The sequence below is a fragment of the Providencia sp. PROV150 genome (assembly GCF_028481025.1).
In the GTDB taxonomy this organism is placed as follows: Bacteria; Pseudomonadota; Gammaproteobacteria; order Enterobacterales; family Enterobacteriaceae; genus Providencia; species Providencia hangzhouensis.
In genome coordinates this window covers 159,295-180,248 of record NZ_JAMPPJ010000015.1, presented here as the reverse complement: position 1 = coordinate 180,248, position 20,954 = coordinate 159,295, and the positions used below count along the sequence as shown (strand labels likewise).

Sequence of the window (20,954 nt, the reverse complement as noted above, 5' to 3'; positions counted from 1 at the left end):
TACCGATTACAAGCGCATTGGCATGACAACATACACGGCTGCTTTACTATCAGCGTCTTCAATCTGCACACTGGAAACGGCGTCGGTTAACAGAAGTTGCACATTTTCACTTTTTAGCGCATTTAAGACATCTAAGATGTAGCTGACGTTAAAGCCAATTTCCATTTCAGTACCTTGGTAGCTTACATCAACAATTTCTTCAGCTTCTTCTTGCTCTGGGTTATTGGCAGTGATGCGTAATTGGTTTTCACTGAAATACAGACGGACACCACGGAATTTTTCATTCGATAAAATAGCCGCACGCGAAAATGCTTGTTTAAGTAAATCACAGCGTGCTTCTAAGGTTTTATCTGGGTTTTTCGGTAGTACTCGGCGGTAATCAGGAAAACGGCCATCAACCAATTTAGAGGTAAAGATAAAGTCCCCCACGTGAGCGCGAATATTATTACTGCCGATTTGCAGCTGTAGAGGAGTATCACCGCCATCTAACAAACGCATTAACTCAATTACCCCTTTACGAGGCACTATCACTGAATGAGAAGGTAGCGATTGACCAATATCCATCGCGCACACGGCGAGCCTGTGCCCATCGGTTGAAACGGTTCTGAGCATTTGATCTTCGGTTTCAAATAGCATGCCGTTGAGGTAATAGCGGACATCTTGGTGCGCCATTGAAAACTGAGTTGCTTCAATTAAACGTTTCAGTATTGATTGCGGAAGAGAAAATTCCACTTCGCTTTGCCAGTCATCCAAGTTTGGAAAGTCAGCGGCCGGCAATGTGGATAATGAAAAGCGGCTACGCCCAGAACGGACGAGCAGTCTGTCATCATTCAGCTCTACATGAATTTCAGAACCTTCAGGTAACCCACGCCAGATATCAAAAAACTTGCGTGCGGGCACGGTCGTTGCGCCAATTTCATGTTCCCCAGTTAGGGCAACATTGGCCATCATCTCCATTTCAAGGTCGGTTCCAGTGAGTTGGAGGGTGCCTTCTTTTACCTGTAATAAAAGGTTACCTAAAATAGGCAGAGTTGGACGCCCACCTAAAGGACCACTAACCTGTTGTAACGGTTTTAATAACTGCTCGCGTTCTATTGTAAATTTCATAGCAATTAAGATGATAATGTTCTGATTAAATTAGAAAAATCTTCTTTGATGTCATGGCTTTCTTCCCGTAATTGTTCAATTTTACGACAAGCATGTAACACCGTGGTATGGTCACGGCCGCCAAAGGCATCCCCGATTTCAGGTAAACTATGGTTAGTCAGCTCTTTCGCCAGTGCCATTGCCATTTGACGCGGACGTGCGACAGAACGGGAACGGCGTTTAGACAGTAAATCTGCTACCTTAATTTTATAATATTCAGCAACTGTTTTTTGAATATTATCAATAGTTACCAGTTTTTCTTGTAGTGCTAATAGGTCACGCAGTGCTTCTCTGACAAAATCGATAGTAATCGCGCGGCCAGTAAAGTTTGCGTTGGCAATGACACGATTTAACGCCCCTTCTAACTCACGAACGTTCGAACGAAGGCGCTTGGCGATGAAAAAGGCCACTTCACCCGGAAGTTGAATCTCATTTTCATCTGCTTTTTTCATTAAAATCGCCACGCGAGTCTCTAACTCAGGAGGCTCGATTGCCACGGTTAAACCCCAGCCAAAACGCGATTTTAAGCGATCTTCCACACCGTTAATTTCTTTTGGGTAACGGTCGGAGGTCAAAATAATTTGTTGATTACCTTCAAGTAGCGCATTAAAAGTATGGAAAAACTCTTCTTGCGAGCGCTCTTTGTTAGCAAAAAACTGGATATCGTCAATAAGCAATGCATCTACAGAACGGTAATAACGTTTAAATTCTTCAATTGCGTTGTTCTGTAGAGCTTTGACCATATCTTGAACAAAACGTTCTGAATGCATATAAACCACGCGAGCGTTGGCTTTATGCTGCATAATACTATTGCCGACAGCATGTAATAAGTGGGTTTTACCTAAACCAGTCCCACCATAAAGAAATAATGGGTTGTAGGCCCCACCTGGATTTTCTGCCACTTGCCTCGCTGCGGCGCGAGCCAATTGGTTCGATTTACCTTCAACAAAGTTATCAAAAGTGTGCTTAGGGTTTACATTTGAACGATAAGCAACTTCTGGTTGTACTTTGGCTGAGTTGTCCCAACTCGGTTTAATTGGGGCTGACGGAACGGCAAACGCAGGTACTTGTTGAGCGGTACGAGCTTGTGTTGCTGCCGGTGCGACTGTAATCGGTTTGTTGCCTACCTCAAAGTGTAGTGCAGGCGCGTCAGTTCCACAAAAGTCATTCAATAATTCATTGATATTATTGATGTACTTGTCTCTAACCCAGTCGAGAACGAAACGATTTGGGGCATAAAGTGCCAGTGTATTGTCGTTTAATTCAGCTTGAAGGGGGCGTATCCACATACTGAATTCTGTGGCAGGTAGTTCATCCTGCAATCGGGCAAGACATTGCTGCCAAAGCGAAAGTGACACGTTGGACTCCCCTAAACAAGGTCAATGGAACAAGAAGTACGGATGTAAACAAAGAAATTTCTCGGGCTTACTTTTAATCGCATGTAGTTTAATAGCATGTAGTAGCATGACCCAAAAATGTTTTAGATTAACTCTTACTTACTGCATATTGCCGATCGTTAGATCAGAAATAGACCTGCGATCATACCGCAAAATTAGTCAGAGATCTCCATTCTTTTACACAGTTTTTATGCTTTTTATCCACAGGTAAATGTGATAAGGCACCCGTTATAAAGAAGAAATAGACCGGGTTATCTTAATTTGCTGTCATTTTTCCACATGCTGGGGATAACTTTAGACGATTTACGGTAAATATTCTGTATGATCAAAAAATATTTTTAGATCTCTTGAAGATCCTTGCGCTTTGGGGCGGAGTCCGTATAATCTTCCTCCCTGTGTACAGTACTGATGTGATTTTTACACGAAACTGAGGTAAACTTGTTGGGCTATATCGCTCTATTTTAACGTTAATGTTAGGCAGGGCGGGGGCAAAAGCAGGTTTTCAGCCAGTATGCGGATGTAATCATTCGTCGGCTGTCACAACATATGTCGGCAAACCGGTCAGCCAGGCTATAAATAAAAGTGGTTTGATTGCGTCATTTCATTGACGTGACCCCCTATGTTTTATTACAATCCTGCCTCTTTCTATATTGTTGCGATAGAGGCACAGGTGTAAATCAGTTTCCACTGGTTGCCAACGCGTTTACTGAATCAGTAATAAATTTAAAAGTTAGGTAGAAATCGTTATGAAACGCACTTTTCAACCGTCCGTACTGAAGCGCAACCGTTCACACGGTTTCCGTGCTCGTATGGCCACTAAAAATGGTCGTCAGGTTCTGGCTCGCCGTCGTGCTAAAGGCCGCGCTCGTCTGACCGTTTCATCTAAGTAATAAAGCTAGCCCTCTATTCAAGTGGTTACGCTCGCTTTTACCCGGGAGTTACGTTTGTTAACTCCCAGGCATTTCGATAATGTCTTTAAGCAGCCGCAGAGGGCGAGTTCCCCAGAGATAACAATCCTTGGTCGCCTAAACGAGCTGGGGCATCCCCGCATCGGTCTTACCATCGCCAAAAAAAATGTTAAACGAGCTCATGAGCGAAATCGTATTAAACGGTTAGCGCGTGAATATTTTCGTCTGCATCAACATGAGTTGCCTTCAATGGATTTTGTGGTATTGGTAAGGAAAGGGGTCGCTAATCTGGACAATCAACAGATCACGGAAGCATTGGATAAGTTATGGCGTCGTCACCGTCGCTTGGCTCAAAAATCCTGATCATGCTGATCAGAGGCTACCAACTGGCAATTAGCCCGTTGTTAGGGCCTCGTTGTCGCTTCAATCCTACTTGTTCAAATTACGGAATTGAGGCATTGCGCAGGTTTGGTATGCTAAAAGGGAGTTGGTTAACGGCGAAACGCGTATTAAAATGCCACCCTTTACACGCTGGTGGAGATGATCCTGTCCCACCTAGAAAAACTGATGATAATAGAGAATTATAACGATGGATTCGCAACGCAATCTTCTACTCATCGCTTTGTTGTTCGTGTCGTTCTTAGTTTGGCAGGCCTGGGAGAGCGATAAAGTTGCTCAGGACGTTAAAACTGTTCAAACTTCGCAACAAGCGGATATGCCAAGCAGTGATGCTCAAGCCGTAACTGGCAGTGGGCAAGGTAAGCTCATCACAGTCAAGACTGATGTACTGGATATTCGCATCAATACTCGTGGTGGTGATATCGATGAGGCTGACCTGTTAGCCTATCCTGCGACCCTTCATTCGGAAAGCCCTTTCCGTTTACTGGAAACTAACCCAGGTTTTGTCTACCAGGCACAAAGTGGTTTGATTGGTCTTCATGGCCCAGACAACCCAGCAAATAATAATGGCGAACGTCCGCTGTATAGCGCAGATTCTACAACTTTCACATTAGAGAAAGGCCAAGACGTCTTGCGCGTACCAATGACATTTACTGATAACAACGGTGTTGTGTATCAGAAAACGTACATTGTAAAACGTGGCCAATATACTGTTGAAGTTGAATACAGTATTCAAAACCCAACAGCTCAACCACTGAGCCTCGCTTTCTTCGGTCAGTTAAAACAAACTATCGAGTTACCAAAAGAGCGTGATACCGGTAGCAGTAACTTTGCTCTGCATACTTATCGTGGTGCGGCGTATTCTTCTGATGAAAACAACTATAAAAAATATAGCTTTGGTGACATCGAAGATAAAAACCTCGACTTGACCACTAAAGGTGGCTGGGTGGCAATGTTGCAACAATATTTTGCAACGGCGTGGATCCCTGCAAGTGCAGAAAAGAGCACTTTCTATACCATCGACCTAGATAAAAAGTCTGCCATCATTGGTTATAAGAGTGAACCAATGACTATCGCAGCTAATGGTGCAGGTACTTATTCATCAACGTTATGGGTTGGTCCTGAAATTCAGTCTGAAATGGCCGCAGTTGCACCACATTTAGACTTAACCGTTGATTATGGTTGGTTATGGTTTATCTCTCAGCCACTGTTTAAACTGCTGAAATTCATTCACGGTTTTGTGGGTAACTGGGGTATTGCCATCATCGTTATTACCTTTATCGTTCGTGGTATTATGTACCCGCTGACTAAAGCACAGTACACCTCGATGGCGAAAATGCGTTTACTGCAACCAAAACTGGCTGCAATGCGTGAGCGTATTGGTGATGACAAACAACGTATGAGCCAAGAAATGATGGCGATGTATAAAGCAGAAAAAGTAAACCCACTGGGTGGCTGTTTACCTCTGCTGATTCAAATGCCTATCTTCCTTGCACTTTACTATATGTTGATGGGTTCTGTTGAACTGCGCCACGCACCGTTCTTTGGTTGGATTCAAGACTTGTCTGCACAAGACCCGTACTACATCCTGCCTGTATTGATGGGTGTGACAATGTTTGTGATTCAGAAAATGTCACCGACCGCTGTGACTGATCCAATGCAGCAGAAGATTATGACGTACATGCCAGTCGTGTTCACTATCTTCTTCCTGTGGTTCCCATCAGGTCTGGTTCTGTATTATATCGTGAGTAACTTAGTCACCATCATCCAGCAACAAGTGATTTACCGTGGTCTGGAAAAACGTGGTCTGCATAGTCGCGATAAGAAAGAAAAGAAATAAATTGAATTTTAGGTGAGCCTTCTGCTCAGCTATCGATATAATATTAAGGCGGCCATTTAATGACCGCCTTAATTTTTTTATAGGAATGACAGAGAAACATCATGCAAATCAACGATACTATCGTCGCACAGGCAACACCTCCCGGTCGTGGTGGTGTCGGTATTTTACGTGTATCTGGCCCGAAAGCGGCACAAGTTGCTGAAATCGTGCTAGGAAAACTCCCTAAACCACGTTATGCGGACTACCTGCCATTTCGTGATGAGGAAGGCTCTGTTCTTGACCAAGGTATTGCGCTTTACTTCCCTGGACCAAATTCATTTACGGGAGAAGATGTCCTTGAGTTACAAGGACACGGTGGCCCTGTTATTCTTGATTTATTGTTAAGAAGAATATTAACGATTGATGGCATTCGTATTGCGAATCCAGGTGAGTTTTCTGAACGTGCATTTTTAAATGATAAGCTCGATTTAGCGCAAGCTGAGGCGATTGCTGACTTGATTGATGCGAGTTCAGAGCAAGCGGCACGTTCAGCGATGAATTCGTTACAAGGGGCTTTTTCTTCCCATATTCACCAATTGGTGGAAGCACTCACTCACTTGCGCATCTATGTGGAAGCCGCTATCGATTTCCCAGATGAAGAAATTGATTTCCTGTCTGACGGTAAAATTGAAGCTAAACTCAACGAAGTCGTGGCAGATTTAGAACAAGTTCGCTCCCAAGCACGCCAAGGCAGTTTATTGCGTGAAGGCATGAAGGTGGTTATTGCTGGGCGCCCAAATGCAGGAAAATCGAGCTTGCTAAATGCATTGGCGGGCCGTGAAGCTGCGATTGTGACGGATATTGCGGGAACGACGCGTGATGTGTTACGTGAACATATTCATATTGATGGCATGCCATTGCATATCATTGATACCGCAGGCTTACGTGAAGCCAGTGATGAAGTGGAACGAATTGGTATTGAGCGTGCTTGGAAAGAAATCGAACAAGCGGACCATGTGCTGTTTATGGTAGATAGCACCACAACCAATGCTACAGAGCCGCAAGAGATTTGGCCTGAATTTATGGCGCGTTTACCTGATGAACTTCCGGTCACCGTCATTCGTAACAAAGCAGATATGACAGGCGAACCGGTTGAGTTTATTGATAATACCCGTTATCCGTTAATTCGTTTGTCTGCGCGCGAAGAAAAAGGCGTTGATTTGTTGCGCGATCACCTAAAAGAAGCCATTGGCTTTAACAGTAATACAGAAGGTGGTTTCCTTGCTCGTAGTCGTCATTTACAAGCACTGAATGCAGCAGCCGTTCACCTTGAACAGGGCTATGACCAGTTAGTGAATGCTCGCTCCGGTGAGTTACTGGCGGAGGAATTACGTTTAGCTCAGCAGGAACTTAGCGAAATCACCGGTGAATTTACTTCTGATGATTTATTAGGCCGTATTTTCTCAAGTTTTTGTATCGGGAAGTGATACGGTATCACCTATCATCTATCGTCTATAACCTACACGGTATTACGTGTAGGTTTGCTTTATCGGTACTCCCCTCCATTTTTCCTGTCTTAATTCTCTATTAAGTTCTAGCAACCAAGTAATATATAAGCTTTACCTTGCTAAGGTATGGCACTGGCTGTTTTGTGGGCCATACTTATTAATATATTTTTCACACGCTGTAGCGTGTAATTTATGGTTTACCTCCTATAGCGTGTAATCTTGATATTACCGGCTATAGCGTGTAATATAATGTTTACCGGTTATAGCGTGTAAATATTGTTAGGGTGAAAAATAAGGTAGGTTTTAAAATGAAAGTGACGAATACCCGACAACTTAGTGCTTATATGAAGGATGTCAGAGAGACGAAAAAGTTATCTCAAAGCAAAGTCGCTAGCAAAGTAGGTATTCGGCAAGATACTGTTTCTAGCTTTGAACTCTCTCCTGACTCTACCAAATTAGAAACCTTTTTTAAGATTTTATCTGCCCTCAATTTAGAACTTGATATTAAACCGCGAAATGAAAGCGGCTCATCAAATTCAGACTCCGGATGGAAGGAGGAGTGGTGATGGCGACTTTGCATGTATACATGAATGGTTACTTGGTTGGGGATTTGATTCGTTCAAGTACTGGTGCTCACCAATTTACTTATAATAGTCACTGGTTGGAAACATCAGGTGCTCGACCTATTTCTTTATCAATGCCACTTAGGCACCAAGAATATCGAGGAGACGAAGTTTATAATTTTTTTGATAATCTCCTACCGGACAATATTGAGATACGGAATCGAATTGTTAGTCGTTATCAAGCGGATTCAAATCAACCTTTCGATTTATTATCTAAGATTGGCCAGGATAGTGTGGGGGCTTTACAACTCATTCTAGATGGGCAAAGAGTCAGTAATATCAGAAAAATTGAATATAAACCCTTATCTAATAAGCAACTAGAAAAAATATTAACAGGGTATAAAGCGAATGCACCTTTAGGCATGATTGAAGATGAAGATGACTTTAGGATCTCACTTGCGGGCGCTCAAGAGAAAACCGCATTACTCTATTTAGATGGGCATTGGTGCTTACCTCAGAATGCGACTCCAACTACCCATATTATTAAACTTCCCATTGGTAAAATAGAAAGCCATTCTTATTCGATAGATATGTCGGATAGTGTAGAAAATGAGTATTTATGTTTATTGATAGCAAAAGAGTTTGGCCTAGATGTGCCTCGTAGCTTTATTTTAAATGTAGGTGAAATAAAGGCGTTAGCGGTTGAACGTTTTGACCGTAAATATTCTTCTGATTCCTCGTGGATTATGCGTTTACCACAAGAAGATTTTTGTCAAACATTGAATATTTCACCAGCAAGAAAATATCAAAATCATGGTGGACCGGGTATTTCTGAAATTATGAATTACTTATTGGGTTCAATAAATGCAGAGAAAGATAGATATCAGTTTATGAAGAGCCAAGTTTTGTTCTGGCTACTTGCAGCGACGGATGGTCATGCTAAAAATTTTTCATTATTTATTGAACCTGAAGGCCGTTATCAGTTAACACCTTTTTACGATATTTTGTCCATGTATCCTAGTTATGGGGGGAGGGGAATTAACCCTAGAGATGCCAAATTGGCTATGGGACTGAAGGGAACAAAGGGGATGAAATACAATATAGAGCAAATTTTCCCAAGACATTTTTTTTCAACGGCCAAAGCCGTTGGATTTGATCGTGCTGAGATGGAAAAAATCTTAATTGAATTTGGTGAGCAAATGGAAAGTGTTCTTAAGAAAGTGAGAGAACAATTACCCACAGATTTCCCTGAGCATATCGCAGACTCAATTCTATCCGGATTACATCACAAAGCAGCGAGATTAAATAAAGGCTGGGACTAATTATGCCACTTTAATCTTTAATTCGGCTCCCGTGCGTAAACACCGTGGCTTTTCCCTGACGACAAAAACCGACTAACGTCAAGTTGGCTTTTTCGGCGACTTCGATAGCAAGCGCGGTGGCAGCAGAAACGGCAAATAAAATTTCAGCGCCACAACTGGCTGCCTTTTGCACCATTTCATAGCTGGCACGGCTAGAAACCAGTACTGCACCTTGTTGCCATTGGTTGCGATGTTTCATACCCAAAAGTTTATCGAGTGCAACATGGCGGCCGACATCTTCGCATCCACCGACTAATTGCCCTTCTGGTGAAATCCATGCGGCCGCATGGGTACAACCTGTCAGCGCACCAATCTCTTGCACTTTTTTCAATTCATGTAATGCATTATCAAGGTGCGAGAGAGAAAAGGTTTGGGTGAAAGGTAGCGGGGCGATCGGTTTGAAAATTTCTTCAAGTTGTTCTGTTCCACAAATACCACAGCCTGTACGCCCCGCTAGATTACGACGACGTTCTTTTAACTCCATAAACCGGCGGCTAGATAATTCAACTTGTACTTCAATTCCGCGGTTGCAGCCTTCAACGATATCAATTCCACGAATTTCATCACCTGACTGTATTATTCCTTCCGAAAGGGCGAACCCGATAGCAAAATCCGCCAAATCTTTTGGCGTCGCCATCATCACTACGTGAGATATGCCATTGAAGACTAAAGCAACAGGATATTCCTCCGCAACATAATCATTAACGGGTAAATTAAGGTTGCCTTTTTGTTGCACGGTTGTTTGGTTTAAGCCAATCATTTTGATTAATTTGGAGTCATTTGTAGTATTTGTTTCATACATTAGATGAATTCCTAGCATTAATGATACATAATATTAATTATGGGTAAAAAGAATTTACACCATTTGCCAGGCAATGAACCTGGATACGTAAGGAAGACGTTGAATAAGAACAGTTTACCTGATTATCGCGATTGACGTTAGGTAAACATGAGCAATGTAAATGAGGAGATCCCCATGCAAGTCAGCAGAAGGCAGTTCTTTAAGATCTGCGCTGGCGGTATGGCAGGTACGACTGCAGCGGCTTTGGGTTTTGCACCCGCTACCGCGTTAGCGTCAACGCGCCAGTATAAATTACTGCGTGCGAAGGAAACCAGAAATACCTGTACCTACTGTTCTGTCGGCTGTGGGCTGTTAATGTACAGCCTCGGTGATGGCGCGAAAAATGCAAAAGAGAGCATTTTCCATATTGAAGGGGACCCGGATCATCCGGTAAACCGTGGTGCACTTTGTCCGAAAGGTGCTGGACTTATCGATTTCATCCACAGTGAAAGCCGCTTGAAATACCCAGAAGTGCGTGAGCCGGGTACCAATGAGTGGAAACGTATCACGTGGAACGACGCGTTTGACCGTATCGCTAAGTTAATGAAAGAAGACCGTGATGCGAACTTTATTGAGAAAAATAAAGAGGGTGTCACCGTTAACCGTTGGCTGACCACTGGTATGCTGTGCGCATCGGCGGGCAGTAACGAAAGTGGATTTGTAACACAAAAATTTACCCGCGCTCTCGGCATGCTTGCCGTCGATAACCAAGCGCGTGTCTGACACGGACCAACGGTAGCAAGTCTTGCTCCAACATTTGGTCGCGGTGCGATGACCAACCACTGGGTTGACATTAAAAATGCAAACCTAGTTGTCGTTATGGGTGGTAATGCGGCAGAAGCGCATCCAGTCGGTTTCCGCTGGGCGATGGAAGCTAAAATCCATAATAAAGCCAAATTAATTGTGATTGACCCACGCTTTACCCGTACTGCGGCAGTGGCGGATTTTTACACGCCTATCCGTTCTGGTACAGATATCGCGTTCTTATCAGGTGTTATCAAATACTTACTGGATAATGAAAAAATTCAGCGTGAATACGTGGAAGCGTATACCAACGCCAGTTTAGTTATTCGTGAAGATTATGGTTTTGATGACGGCTTGTTCACAGGTTATGACGAAGAAAAACGTCAATACGACAAAACCACGTGGAACTATGAGATGGATGAAAACGGCCTTGCGCTGCGCGATCCGACTCTGAAACACCCACGCTGTGTGTTAAACCTATTAAAAGAGCACGTCAGCCGTTATACACCTGAAGTGGTGAATAATATCTGTGGTACGCCGATCAAAGACTTCCTACAAGTTTGTGAGTATTTGGCTGAAACCAGTGCTAAAGATAAAACAGCCTCGTTCTTATACGCATTAGGTTGGACTCAACATACCGTGGGTGCGCAAAATATCCGTACCATGGCGATGATCCAATTACTGCTGGGTAATATGGGGATGTTAGGCGGTGGTGTAAATGCCCTGCGTGGACACTCCAATATCCAAGGCTTGACTGACTTAGGCTTATTGTCACAAAGCTTGCCGGGTTATTTGACCTTACCATCAGAAAAACAAACGACATTAGAAAGTTACTTAGCTGCAAACACGCCAAAAGCGACGGTTGAAGGCCAGGTAAACTATTGGGGTAACTACCCGAAATTCTTTGTTAGTTTGATGAAGACGTTCTATGGCGATAAAGCGCAGAAAGAAAATAATTGGGGCTTTGATTTATTACCGAAATGGGATCAAGGCTACGATGTACTGCGTTATTTCGAAATGATGGATAAAGGGGAAGTGAATGGCTATATCTGCCAAGGCTTTAACCCAGTAGCTTCATTCCCGAATAAAAACAAAGTTATTAAATCGCTTTCTAAGCTGAAGTATTTAATCACCGTTGACCCGCTGAACACCGAAACGTCGAATTTCTGGCAAAACCACGGCGAAATGAATGATGTGAACCCGGCAGAAATTCAAACTACCGTATTCCGTCTGCCATCTTGCTGTTTTGCTGAAGAAAATGGTTCGATTGTGAACTCGGCACGTTGGTTACAGTGGCACTGGAAAGGTGCGGATGCCCCAGGTGAAGCTATCAGTGATGGTGAAATCCTGTCTGGTATTTTCCACCGTTTACGCCAACTGTATGCCTCTGAAGGCGGTGCGGTACCTGAACAAGTTCTAAGTATGACTTGGAATTACTTTGACCGTGATAACCCAACGCCAGAAGAAGTTGCTCAAGAAAACAATGGCTATGCTTTAGTTGATTTGAAAGATGCTGATGGCAACGTTATTGCGAAAAAAGGTGAGCTGCTTAGCTCGTTTGCTCAGTTACGTGATGACGGTACCACGGCGAGTGGCTGCTGGATATTTACGGGAAGCTGGACGCCAAAAGGCAATCAAATGGCTAACCGTGATAACTCTGACCCAACAGGTCTGGGGAATACATTAGGTTGGGCATGGGCATGGCCTCTGAACCGCCGTGTGATTTATAACCGTGCATCAGCAGACCCAATGGGTAAACCATGGGATCCAAAACGCCAAATCCTCGAGTGGAATGGTAGCAAATGGATAGGAATGGATATTCCTGACTATAGCAATGCCGCGCCGGGAAGTGGTGTTGGTCCGTTTATCATGCAACCGGAAGGGATGGGACGTCTATTCGCACTGGATAAAATGGCCGAAGGCCCATTCCCAGAGCACTATGAACCAATTGAAACGCCATTGGATACCAATCCACTGCACCCGAAAGTTGTGTCAAACCCTGCGGCTCGTGTGTTTAAAGACGACTGGGCCCAAATGGGTAAAGCGACAGAATTCCCTTATGTGGGAACCACTTATCGCTTGACTGAACATTTCCACTATTGGACAAAACATGCCTTGCTAAATGCTATCATTCAGCCACAGCAGTTCATTGAAATTGGTGAGCGTCTGGCGAATGAAAAAGGTATTAAACAAGGCGATACGGTGAAAGTCAGCTCTAAACGCGGTTATATCAAAGCGAAAGCCGTGGTCACCAAACGTATTCATACGCTGAAAGTGGCAGGTAAAGATATCGATACAATCGGTATTCCTATTCACTGGGGCTTTGAAGGTTTGGCTGTGAAAGGCTTTATCGCGAACACGTTAACGCCGTTTGTCGGTGATGCGAATACTCAGACACCGGAATTTAAATCGTTCCTTGTCAATGTGGAAAAGGTGTAAGGAGATAAATTATGTCAATGCAATCTCAGGACATTATTCGTCGCTCTGCCACCAATTCCCTGACTCCCGCACCTCAGGTGCGGGATTATAAGGAAGAAGTTGCAAAGCTTATCGATGTGACGACCTGTATCGGCTGTAAAGCTTGTCAGGTTGCCTGTTCCGAGTGGAACGATATCCGTGACAAAATCGGGACTAACGTTGGGGTATATGATAACCCAACAGATTTAACCGCTAAGTCATGGACGGTAATGCGCTTCTCTGAAGTGGAAGAGAACGATAAATTTGAATGGCTGATCCGTAAAGATGGTTGTATGCACTGTGCTGACCCGGGCTGTCTGAAGGCGTGCCCTTCGGAAGGCGCGATAGTACAGTACAAAAACGGTATCGTTGACTTCCAATCGGAACACTGTATTGGTTGTGGTTATTGTATTGCGGGTTGCCCGTTTGATGTACCACGTATTAACCCAGAAGATAACCGTGCATACAAATGTACGCTGTGCGTTGACCGTGTTGAAGTCGGTCAAGAACCTGCATGTGTGAAAACATGTCCAACGGGTGCTATCCACTTCGGTAGCAAAGAAGACATGATTAACATGGCTGGTGAGCGTGTTGAAGAGCTGAAAACCCGTGGTTATGCGAATGCAGGTTTATATGACCCAGAGGGCGTTGGTGGTACGCATGTGATGTACGTTCTGCACCATGCAGATAAACCTCAGTTGTATCACGGATTACCAGAAAACCCGACAATCAGCCCAACAGTGACTTTCTGGAAAGGTATCTGGAAACCGTTAGCAGCGGTTGGTTTTGCTGCAACATTTGCGGCGGCCATCTTCCACTATGTGGGTATTGGTCCAAACCGCGTCTCCAAAAAAGATGAAGAAGAGGCTTTAGAAGATTTGCATAATGCAATGTCATCTGACACTTCGAAATCAAAAGAAGGGGAGGATCAGAAATGATGCCAGATGATAACGACAAAATTATTCGCCATAAACCGATTGAAAGGATCAATCACTGGGCGGTTGTGATTTGCTTTTTGTTCACGGCAATCAGTGGATTAGGGTTCTTTTTCCCTTCACTAAACTGGTTTATGAACATTTTAGGTACGCCACAACTGTCGCGAATTTTGCATCCATTTGTGGGTACGGCGATGTTCTTGCTGTTCGTATTTATGTTCTTCCGCTATTTCCATCATAACTTCATTAATAAAGAAGATATCAAGTGGGCAAAAAATATCGGCAAAGTACTGAAAAACGAAGAGGCGGGCGATGTCGGCCAATATAACCTCGGTCAGAAAGGGGTTTATTGGGTTGTCACTATCTGCTTATTAGCGCTGGTGGTCACGGGAGTGATTATGTGGCGCCCTTATTTTGCAGATTACTTCCCAATCTCTGTTTATCGTGCAGCGATTCTTATTCACTCGCTCTCTGCGATTGCGTTGATCATCATGATTGTGGTTCACGCTTATGCAGCGATTTGGGTGAAAGGTTCAGTACGTGCGATGGTTGAAGGTTGGGTGACTCGTGGTTGGGCTAGAAAACACCATCCATTGTGGTACCGCCAGCTTTTGGAAAAAGAAAAACAGCAAAAACAGCAACAAGAGAAAAACTAAGTTTTATTATTGTTGTTATCAAACCCACAAATGACTAATGTTATTTGTGGGTTTTTTATATCTAAAAAATATAAACATTCAATTTATTTGAAAGAAATAAAATTAGATATATTTATTTGATGACCTGTTTGCGATTTATTATCATTATAGTTAATCAAAATAAGATTAATAAAAAAATACACATCAAATAAAGATGCTCTTATTTCGCGTATGATTTACAATTTTTTTAAACCAATAATAAACAAATAAACATTTATTCGTTTTTATATTATGTAAAAAAAGACATCAACCCTTTAATTTATTGATAATAAACTATTTTTGTGATTGTTGTTTTTTTGTGAATAGCTATTGAATATTGATATTAGATCAATAAAGGTCTATCTTAAATGGTCACTGCTGATTAATTCGAGACTTTGTTTTTTATTTTAATTTAAAAGTAAACTAATGTTCTGATATTTGTTTTTTTTAAGAATGTTATAATGCATATATATTAAAAGAATTAATTGCTGGACATTGGTGATATTATTTAATAAAAAGAGTAATGTAATTATTAATAAATATAAAAATAGTCATATATTCAAATATCTTTTTAACACAGCTAAATAATAGAACCCTAATTCATTCCATTTACGATAGCTAAATAAAGAGGTACCACATGGATCTTCCTTTACAAGGTATTAAAGTACTGGATTTCACCGGTGTACAATCAGGACCATCTTGTACTCAAATGTTAGCGTGGTTCGGCGCAGATGTTATTAAGATTGAGCGCCCTGGAGTTGGAGATGTCACGCGTAACCAATTAAGGGATATACCTGATGTGGATGCGCTGTATTTCACGATGCTTAATAGTAATAAGCGATCAGTGGAATTAAATACAAAAACTCCAGAAGGTAAAGAGGTTATGGAGCGGCTGATTAAGCAAGCCGACGTCCTCGTTGAGAACTTCCATCCAGGTGCAATTGACCATATGGGCTTCACTTGGGAACACATTCAAGAATTAAATCCTCGTTTGATTTTCGGTTCCATCAAAGGTTTTGATGAAGACTCTCCTTATGCAGATGTTAAAGCTTATGAAAACGTTGCCCAAGCCGCAGGTGGTGCCGCATCAACCACAGGGTTTTGGGACGGCCCGCCATTAGTGAGCGCCGCAGCATTAGGTGATAGTAATACAGGTATGCACTTGCTCATTGGCTTACTCGCAGCGTTATTACATCGCGAGAAAACAGGAAAAGGCCAGCGAGTGACTATGTCGATGCAAGATGCCGTACTCAACTTGTGCCGTGTCAAACTTCGTGACCAGCAACGTTTAGAGAAAATTGGCTACCTTGAAGAATATCCACAATACCCAAATGGCACATTTGGTGATGCAGTTCCTCGTGGCGGTAATGCTGGCGGTGGTGGCCAGCCTGGCTGGATCTTAAAATGTAAAGGCTGGGAAACTGACCCAAATGCTTATATTTATTTTACTATCCAAGAGCAGGACTGGGAGCAAACCTGTATTGCTATTGGTAAGCCTGAATGGGCAACTGACCCCGCTTACAATACACCAAAGGCTCGTCAACCTCATATCTTTGATATTTTTGCTGAAATTGAAAAATTCTTAGCGGATAAAGATAAACATGAAGCGGTCGAGTACTTAAGTAAATACGGTGTACCTTGTGCTCCTGTACTCAGTATGCGTGAAATAGCACGAGACCAATCTCTGCGTAAGAGCGGAAGTATTGTTGAAGTTGAGCAGCCAAAACGCGGAACTTACTTGACGGTGGGTTGCCCGATGAAATTCTCTTCCTTTACACCAGATATCAAAAGCGCACCATTGTTGGGTGAGCATACAGAGCAAGTCCTAACTGAGTTAGGTTATAGCGCAGATGAAATTGCGACTATGCGAGCGAACAAAGCGATCTAATTTTAAATATTGGGGTGAGAAATCACTCCATTTAATCTTTTAATCAGTTACTTATGAGGTAGACATGTCTGCTGATCAAACCCAAAACCTGACTGATGGTATGCATATTATTGTCGATGCACTTAAAAAAAATGGCATTGATACAATCTACGGTGTTGTTGGAATTCCAGTGACTGACATGGCAAGGCATGCGCAAGCTGAAGGTATTCGCTATATTGGTTTCCGCCATGAGCAATCTGCGGGTAACGCAGCTGCAATCAGTGGTTTTATTACCCAAAAACCGGGTATCTGTTTAACGGTTTCGGCGCCGGGTTTCTTGAATGGTATGGTTGCTCTTGCTAATGCAACGACCAATGGTTTTCCAATGATTCAAATCAGTGGCTCAAGCGACAGAGCGATAATTGATTTGCAGCAGGGTGATTACGAAGAGTTAGACCAAATGAACACGGCAAAACCCTTTGTAAAAGCGTCTTATCGTGTGAATAAACCTGAGGATCTTGGTATCGCACTAGCCCGGGCAATCCGAGCTTCGGTATCAGGTCGTCCTGGTGGGGTTTATCTTGATTTAACAACGGAAGTGTTGTCTGCCGTGATGGACAAGGACGCAGCGGATAAAACCATTTTTACAGTTGAAGACCCTGCACCAAGACAAATTCCATCACCAGATTCAGTGAATAAAGCCCTTAAGTTGCTCGCCTCGGCTAAGCGACCATTAATTATTTTGGGTAAAGGTGCAGCTTATGCCCAAGCGGATGACAATATTCGTCAATTTATTGAAACAACCGGTATCCCTTATTTACCGATGTCAATGGCTAAGGGGCTGCTGCCAGATACACATCCCCTATCAGCCGCATCAGCTCGCTCATTTGCCTTATCCAGTGCAGATGTTGTGGTATTAATGGGAGCACGTCTTAACTGGTTACTTGACCATGGTAAAGGTAAGCATTGGTCACCAGAAACGCAATTTATTCAGTTAGATATTGAACCTTCCGAAATTGATAGTAACCGCCCAATAGCGGCCCCAGTTGTTGGTGATATTTACTCCAGTATTGAGTCATTATTGGCAGGACTTAAATCAACCCCTGTTAAATCACCAACAGAATGGATTGTCAGTATTGATGAGCACAAGAAAATCAATGTCGAGAAAATGGCAGTTAAGTTAAACACTGACACTTCCCCGATGAATTACTTCAACGCATTACGTGCAATCCGTGATGTGTTGGTCGATCACCAAGATGTTTATGTCGTCAATGAAGGCGCTAACACGCTTGATAATGGGCGAAATATTATTGATATGTACCAACCACGTAAACGCTTAGATTGTGGAACATGGGGCGTTATGGGGGTCGGAATGGGTTATGCAGTGGGAGCCGCTGTAACAAGTGGTAAGCCTGTTGTGGCGATTGAAGGCGATAGTGCTTTTGGCTTTAGTGGTATGGAAATCGAAACGATTTGTCGCTACAAATTGCCTGTCACTATTTTGATTTTCAATAATGGTGGGATTTACCGTGGTGATGGCGTAAACCTCCATGGTGATCAAGACCCTTCTCCTACCGTTTTAATGGGCAGAGCGCGTTATGACAAAATGATTGAGGCTTTTGGTGGCATCGGCTACCAAGCAACAACACCTGCTGAGGTACAAGAAGCCTTGAGGGCCGGTTTAGCATCGGGTCATCCAACTTTGATAAATGTTGTTATTGACCCTGCAGTTGGAACGGAAAGTGGCCATATTGGTAATTTAAATCCGAAGTCTGTCGTAAAAAATTAACGCAGCATAACGTTAACTAACAAAGATAACCCTACGCGGCTCATTTTTAATGAGTGGCGTACGGGGTCTTATTGCCAAAAATAGGTGGGTCTTATGGCTGATTTTATGTATAAGATTTTTATGAGCGACCTATTACCTATCATTATTATTATGGTATTAGGTTATGTGAGTGGTAAACGAAATGTGTTTACCAGTGACCAAGCGAAAGCATTTAATAAGTTGGTATTAAATTACGCATTACCTGCTGCATTATTTGTTTCTATCGCACGCGCTAATCGAGAAATGATATTTGCAGACGCTAAATTGACTATTATTTCATTTGTGGTCTTGCTCGTTTGTTTCTTTTTCTCTTTCTTTAGCTGTAAATATATTTTTAAACATAGTCGTGGCGAAGCTGCGGTATGTGCATTAATTGCAGGTTCTCCGACAATTGGTTTCTTAGGGTTTGCGGTTCTAGACCCTATTTATGGTGAAACTGTTTCAACTGGGTTAGTTGTCGCTATTATTTCCATCATCGTTAATGCCATTACAATCCCTATTGGCCTATTCCTACTGAACCCATCTGATGCGGAAGGGAAAAAGGGTGGTGGCGGTATGGATGCATTAATATCCGCCTTTAAAGAACCCGTCGTATGGGCTCCGGTACTTGCGACAGCACTGGTATTGGTTGGTGTGAAAATTCCTACCGTTTGGGACCCAACATTTGATTTAATTGCGAAAGCAAACTCCGGTGTTGCGGTATTTGCTGCCGGTCTGACATTAGCCGCTAATAAGTTCGAGTTCGATGGTGAGATTGTTTATAACACGTTATTAAAGCTAGTTTTAATGCCAGGGTTAATGTTACTGGCGGGTATGATGTTTAATATGGGAACAGAGCAACTGCAAATGATGGTATTAGCTGGGGCATTGCCACCTGCTTTCTCTGGAATAATTATTGCAAGTCGCTTTAATCTGTATACCCGGACAGGAACTGCGTCGCTGGCGGTGAGTGTACTTGGTTTTATCATCGCAGCTCCAGCGTGGATCTACATCTCTCGACTCGTTTCATAGAAAGAGTCAATGGGGCAAAATGAGTTGCCATGGCGTGAGAAATGACGTCATGGCAGTTTTGTAAAAAGGTGAATTATGACTTCTTCAAAACCGCTTGATGGGATACGCGTTCTTGATTTTACTGGGGTTCAGTCAGGGCCATCATGTACACAAATGCTTGCTTGGTTCGGTGCTGATGTGATCAAAATTGAACGCCCAGGCGTTGGGGATGTGACACGTAATCAATTGCGAGATATCCCTGATGTGGATGCGCTGTATTTTACGATGTTAAACAGTAACAAACGCTCTTTAGAGCTCAACACCAAAACGCCAGAGGGAAAAGCCGTGATGGAGAAACTAATACGTCAATCTGATGTATTAGTTGAAAATTTTCATCCGGGGGCTATCGACCATATGGGGTTTACGTGGGAGCGCATCCAAGAACTCAATCCTCGATTAATTTTTGGGTCGATTAAAGGGTTTAATGAGAATTCACCCTATGCGAATGTGAAAGCCTATGAAAATGTTGCTCAATCTGCTGGTGGTTCAGCATCAACGACGGGTTTTCCTGATGGCCCTCCGACCGTAAGTGCTGCGGCATTGGGGGATAGTAATACGGGTATGCATTTATTGATAGGCATACTGACGGCGTTATTACACCGTGAAAAAACAGGTAAAGGGCAACGCGTTACTATGTCAATGCAAGATGCGGTGCTTAATTTATGTCGTGTGAAATTACGTGACCAACAACGTTTAGAAAAACTCGGTTTCTTAGAGGAATACCCTCAATACCCAAATGGCACGTTTGGTGATGCGGTTCCTCGTGGGGGGAATGCGAGTGGTGGCGGTCAGCCGGGAACAATGCTCAAATGTAAAGGTAGCGATGTTGACCCAAATGCCTATATTTATTTTATTAATCAAGACCATAATTGGGAAAATACCTGTGATGCTATTGGGCGCCCAGAATGGAAAACCGATCCTGCTTTTGCCACTACACAGGCACGTGCAAGTCATATCCAAGATGTATGGGATGCAATTGAAGAAATCGCTAAAGACAAAGATAAACATGCACTAACTGATTATTTTGATCAGTTTGATGTGCCATGTTCTGCAGTATTAAGTATGAAAGAAATTATGGATGACCCTTCTTTGCGTCGTAGTGGTTCGATTGTCGAAGTTCAACAACCAAAACGAGGCTCATATTTAACGGTGGGTTGCCCAATGAAATTTTCAGCGTTTATCCCTGAAATTAAAAGTGCTCCATTGCTTGGGGAACATAATAGCGAAGTATTAAAAGAGCTTGGTTATAGTGATGAACAAATTATGGAAATGAAAAAAAATAATGTTATTTAATTAATAATATTAAACCCGCTCTTAATATGATTTTCTAAAAAAGCTAATTAATATTAGCGGCTATATTCAGATATTAGATATATTCAAATATAGCCGCTAAATTCAGGCGATTACTACCTCAATCAATTGGAATTATAGAAATATTTTTCCCTATTTAGTTTTTA

At 42.7% G+C, this 20,954-nt stretch carries 17 protein-coding genes; 14 read left to right on the top strand and 3 right to left on the bottom strand.

Annotated features, from left to right (window positions below; all coding sequences use genetic code 11):
- Window positions 1–6: 6 nt before the first annotated feature.
- Both dnaN and dnaA read right to left on the bottom strand, forming a co-directional pair.
- A complete protein-coding gene (gene dnaN, locus PSE83_RS12630) occupies window positions 7–1,107 on the bottom strand; it encodes a DNA polymerase III subunit beta (protein ID WP_004906243.1) in 1,101 nt (366 codons plus the stop codon).
- A gap of 5 nt (window positions 1,108–1,112) precedes the next feature.
- On the bottom strand, window positions 1,113–2,504 hold the full coding sequence (gene dnaA, locus PSE83_RS12625) for a chromosomal replication initiator protein DnaA (protein WP_004906241.1): 1,392 nt from the start codon (window positions 2,502–2,504) through the stop codon (window positions 1,113–1,115).
- 785 nt (window positions 2,505–3,289) lie between these two features.
- Between dnaA and rpmH the strand changes: the two genes are divergently transcribed.
- The 7 genes from rpmH (at window position 3,290) to PSE83_RS12590 (ending at window position 9,062) form a co-directional block, all read left to right on the top strand.
- Window positions 3,290–3,433 (top strand): 50S ribosomal protein L34, encoded by a 144-nt coding sequence (rpmH, locus tag PSE83_RS12620; protein ID WP_004906236.1) that lies wholly within the window; start codon window positions 3,290–3,292, stop codon window positions 3,431–3,433.
- 21 nt (window positions 3,434–3,454) lie between these two features.
- Window positions 3,455–3,814, top strand: coding sequence for a ribonuclease P protein component (rnpA, locus tag PSE83_RS12615; protein WP_004906229.1), 360 nt, complete (start codon window positions 3,455–3,457; stop codon window positions 3,812–3,814).
- Window positions 3,778–4,038, top strand: a complete 261-nt coding sequence (gene yidD, locus PSE83_RS12610) for a membrane protein insertion efficiency factor YidD (RefSeq protein WP_036959180.1) — start codon at window positions 3,778–3,780, stop codon at window positions 4,036–4,038. The genes rnpA and yidD overlap by 37 nt, the downstream gene beginning before the upstream one ends.
- Window positions 4,039–4,040: 2 nt before the next feature.
- Window positions 4,041–5,690 carry a membrane protein insertase YidC gene (gene yidC / locus PSE83_RS12605; protein WP_004906225.1) on the top strand — a complete coding sequence of 550 codons (1,650 nt, stop codon included), beginning with the start codon at window positions 4,041–4,043 and terminating at the stop codon, window positions 5,688–5,690.
- Window positions 5,691–5,791: 101 nt separating this feature from the next.
- Window positions 5,792–7,156, top strand: a complete 1,365-nt coding sequence (mnmE, locus tag PSE83_RS12600; protein WP_136134574.1) for a tRNA uridine-5-carboxymethylaminomethyl(34) synthesis GTPase MnmE — start codon at window positions 5,792–5,794, stop codon at window positions 7,154–7,156.
- A 329-nt stretch (window positions 7,157–7,485) separates the two neighbouring features.
- Complete coding sequence (locus PSE83_RS12595; RefSeq protein WP_036959176.1) at window positions 7,486–7,743, top strand: helix-turn-helix domain-containing protein; 258 nt, start codon at window positions 7,486–7,488, stop codon at window positions 7,741–7,743.
- Window positions 7,743–9,062 carry a type II toxin-antitoxin system HipA family toxin gene (locus PSE83_RS12590; protein ID WP_004906221.1) on the top strand — a complete coding sequence of 440 codons (1,320 nt, stop codon included), beginning with the start codon at window positions 7,743–7,745 and terminating at the stop codon, window positions 9,060–9,062. The genes PSE83_RS12595 and PSE83_RS12590 overlap by 1 nt, the downstream gene beginning before the upstream one ends.
- A gap of 10 nt (window positions 9,063–9,072) precedes the next feature.
- Here PSE83_RS12590 and fdhD read toward each other — a convergent pair whose 3' ends face one another.
- Complete coding sequence (gene fdhD / locus PSE83_RS12585; RefSeq protein ID WP_036959175.1) at window positions 9,073–9,903, bottom strand: formate dehydrogenase accessory sulfurtransferase FdhD; 831 nt, start codon at window positions 9,901–9,903, stop codon at window positions 9,073–9,075.
- Between the two features lie 174 nt (window positions 9,904–10,077).
- Between fdhD and fdnG the strand changes: the two genes are divergently transcribed.
- The 7 genes from fdnG to frc (PSE83_RS12550) all read left to right on the top strand — a co-directional run bounded on the left by fdnG (window position 10,078) and on the right by frc (PSE83_RS12550) (window position 20,790).
- The gene (fdnG, locus tag PSE83_RS12580; protein ID WP_094961978.1) at window positions 10,078–13,125 is read left to right on the top strand and encodes a formate dehydrogenase-N subunit alpha; all 3,048 of its coding nucleotides are present in this window, start codon (window positions 10,078–10,080) and stop codon (window positions 13,123–13,125) included.
- Between the two features lie 11 nt (window positions 13,126–13,136).
- On the top strand, window positions 13,137–14,081 hold the full coding sequence (fdxH, locus tag PSE83_RS12575; RefSeq protein WP_004906826.1) for a formate dehydrogenase subunit beta: 945 nt from the start codon (window positions 13,137–13,139) through the stop codon (window positions 14,079–14,081).
- Window positions 14,078–14,734 (top strand): formate dehydrogenase cytochrome b556 subunit, encoded by a 657-nt coding sequence (gene fdoI / locus PSE83_RS12570; protein WP_004906215.1) that lies wholly within the window; start codon window positions 14,078–14,080, stop codon window positions 14,732–14,734. The genes fdxH and fdoI overlap by 4 nt, the downstream gene beginning before the upstream one ends.
- Window positions 14,735–15,389: 655 nt before the next feature.
- On the top strand, window positions 15,390–16,640 hold the full coding sequence (frc, locus tag PSE83_RS12565; protein WP_004906213.1) for a formyl-CoA transferase: 1,251 nt from the start codon (window positions 15,390–15,392) through the stop codon (window positions 16,638–16,640).
- A 64-nt stretch (window positions 16,641–16,704) separates the two neighbouring features.
- Entirely contained in the window at window positions 16,705–18,408 is a 1,704-nt protein-coding gene (oxc, locus tag PSE83_RS12560; protein WP_004906210.1) for an oxalyl-CoA decarboxylase, read from the top strand.
- Between the two features lie 105 nt (window positions 18,409–18,513).
- On the top strand, window positions 18,514–19,458 hold the full coding sequence (gene yfdV, locus PSE83_RS12555; protein WP_004906833.1) for a transporter YfdV: 945 nt from the start codon (window positions 18,514–18,516) through the stop codon (window positions 19,456–19,458).
- 75 nt (window positions 19,459–19,533) lie between these two features.
- Window positions 19,534–20,790 (top strand): formyl-CoA transferase, encoded by a 1,257-nt coding sequence (gene frc / locus PSE83_RS12550; RefSeq protein WP_164565667.1) that lies wholly within the window; start codon window positions 19,534–19,536, stop codon window positions 20,788–20,790.
- Window positions 20,791–20,954 lie beyond the last annotated feature (164 nt).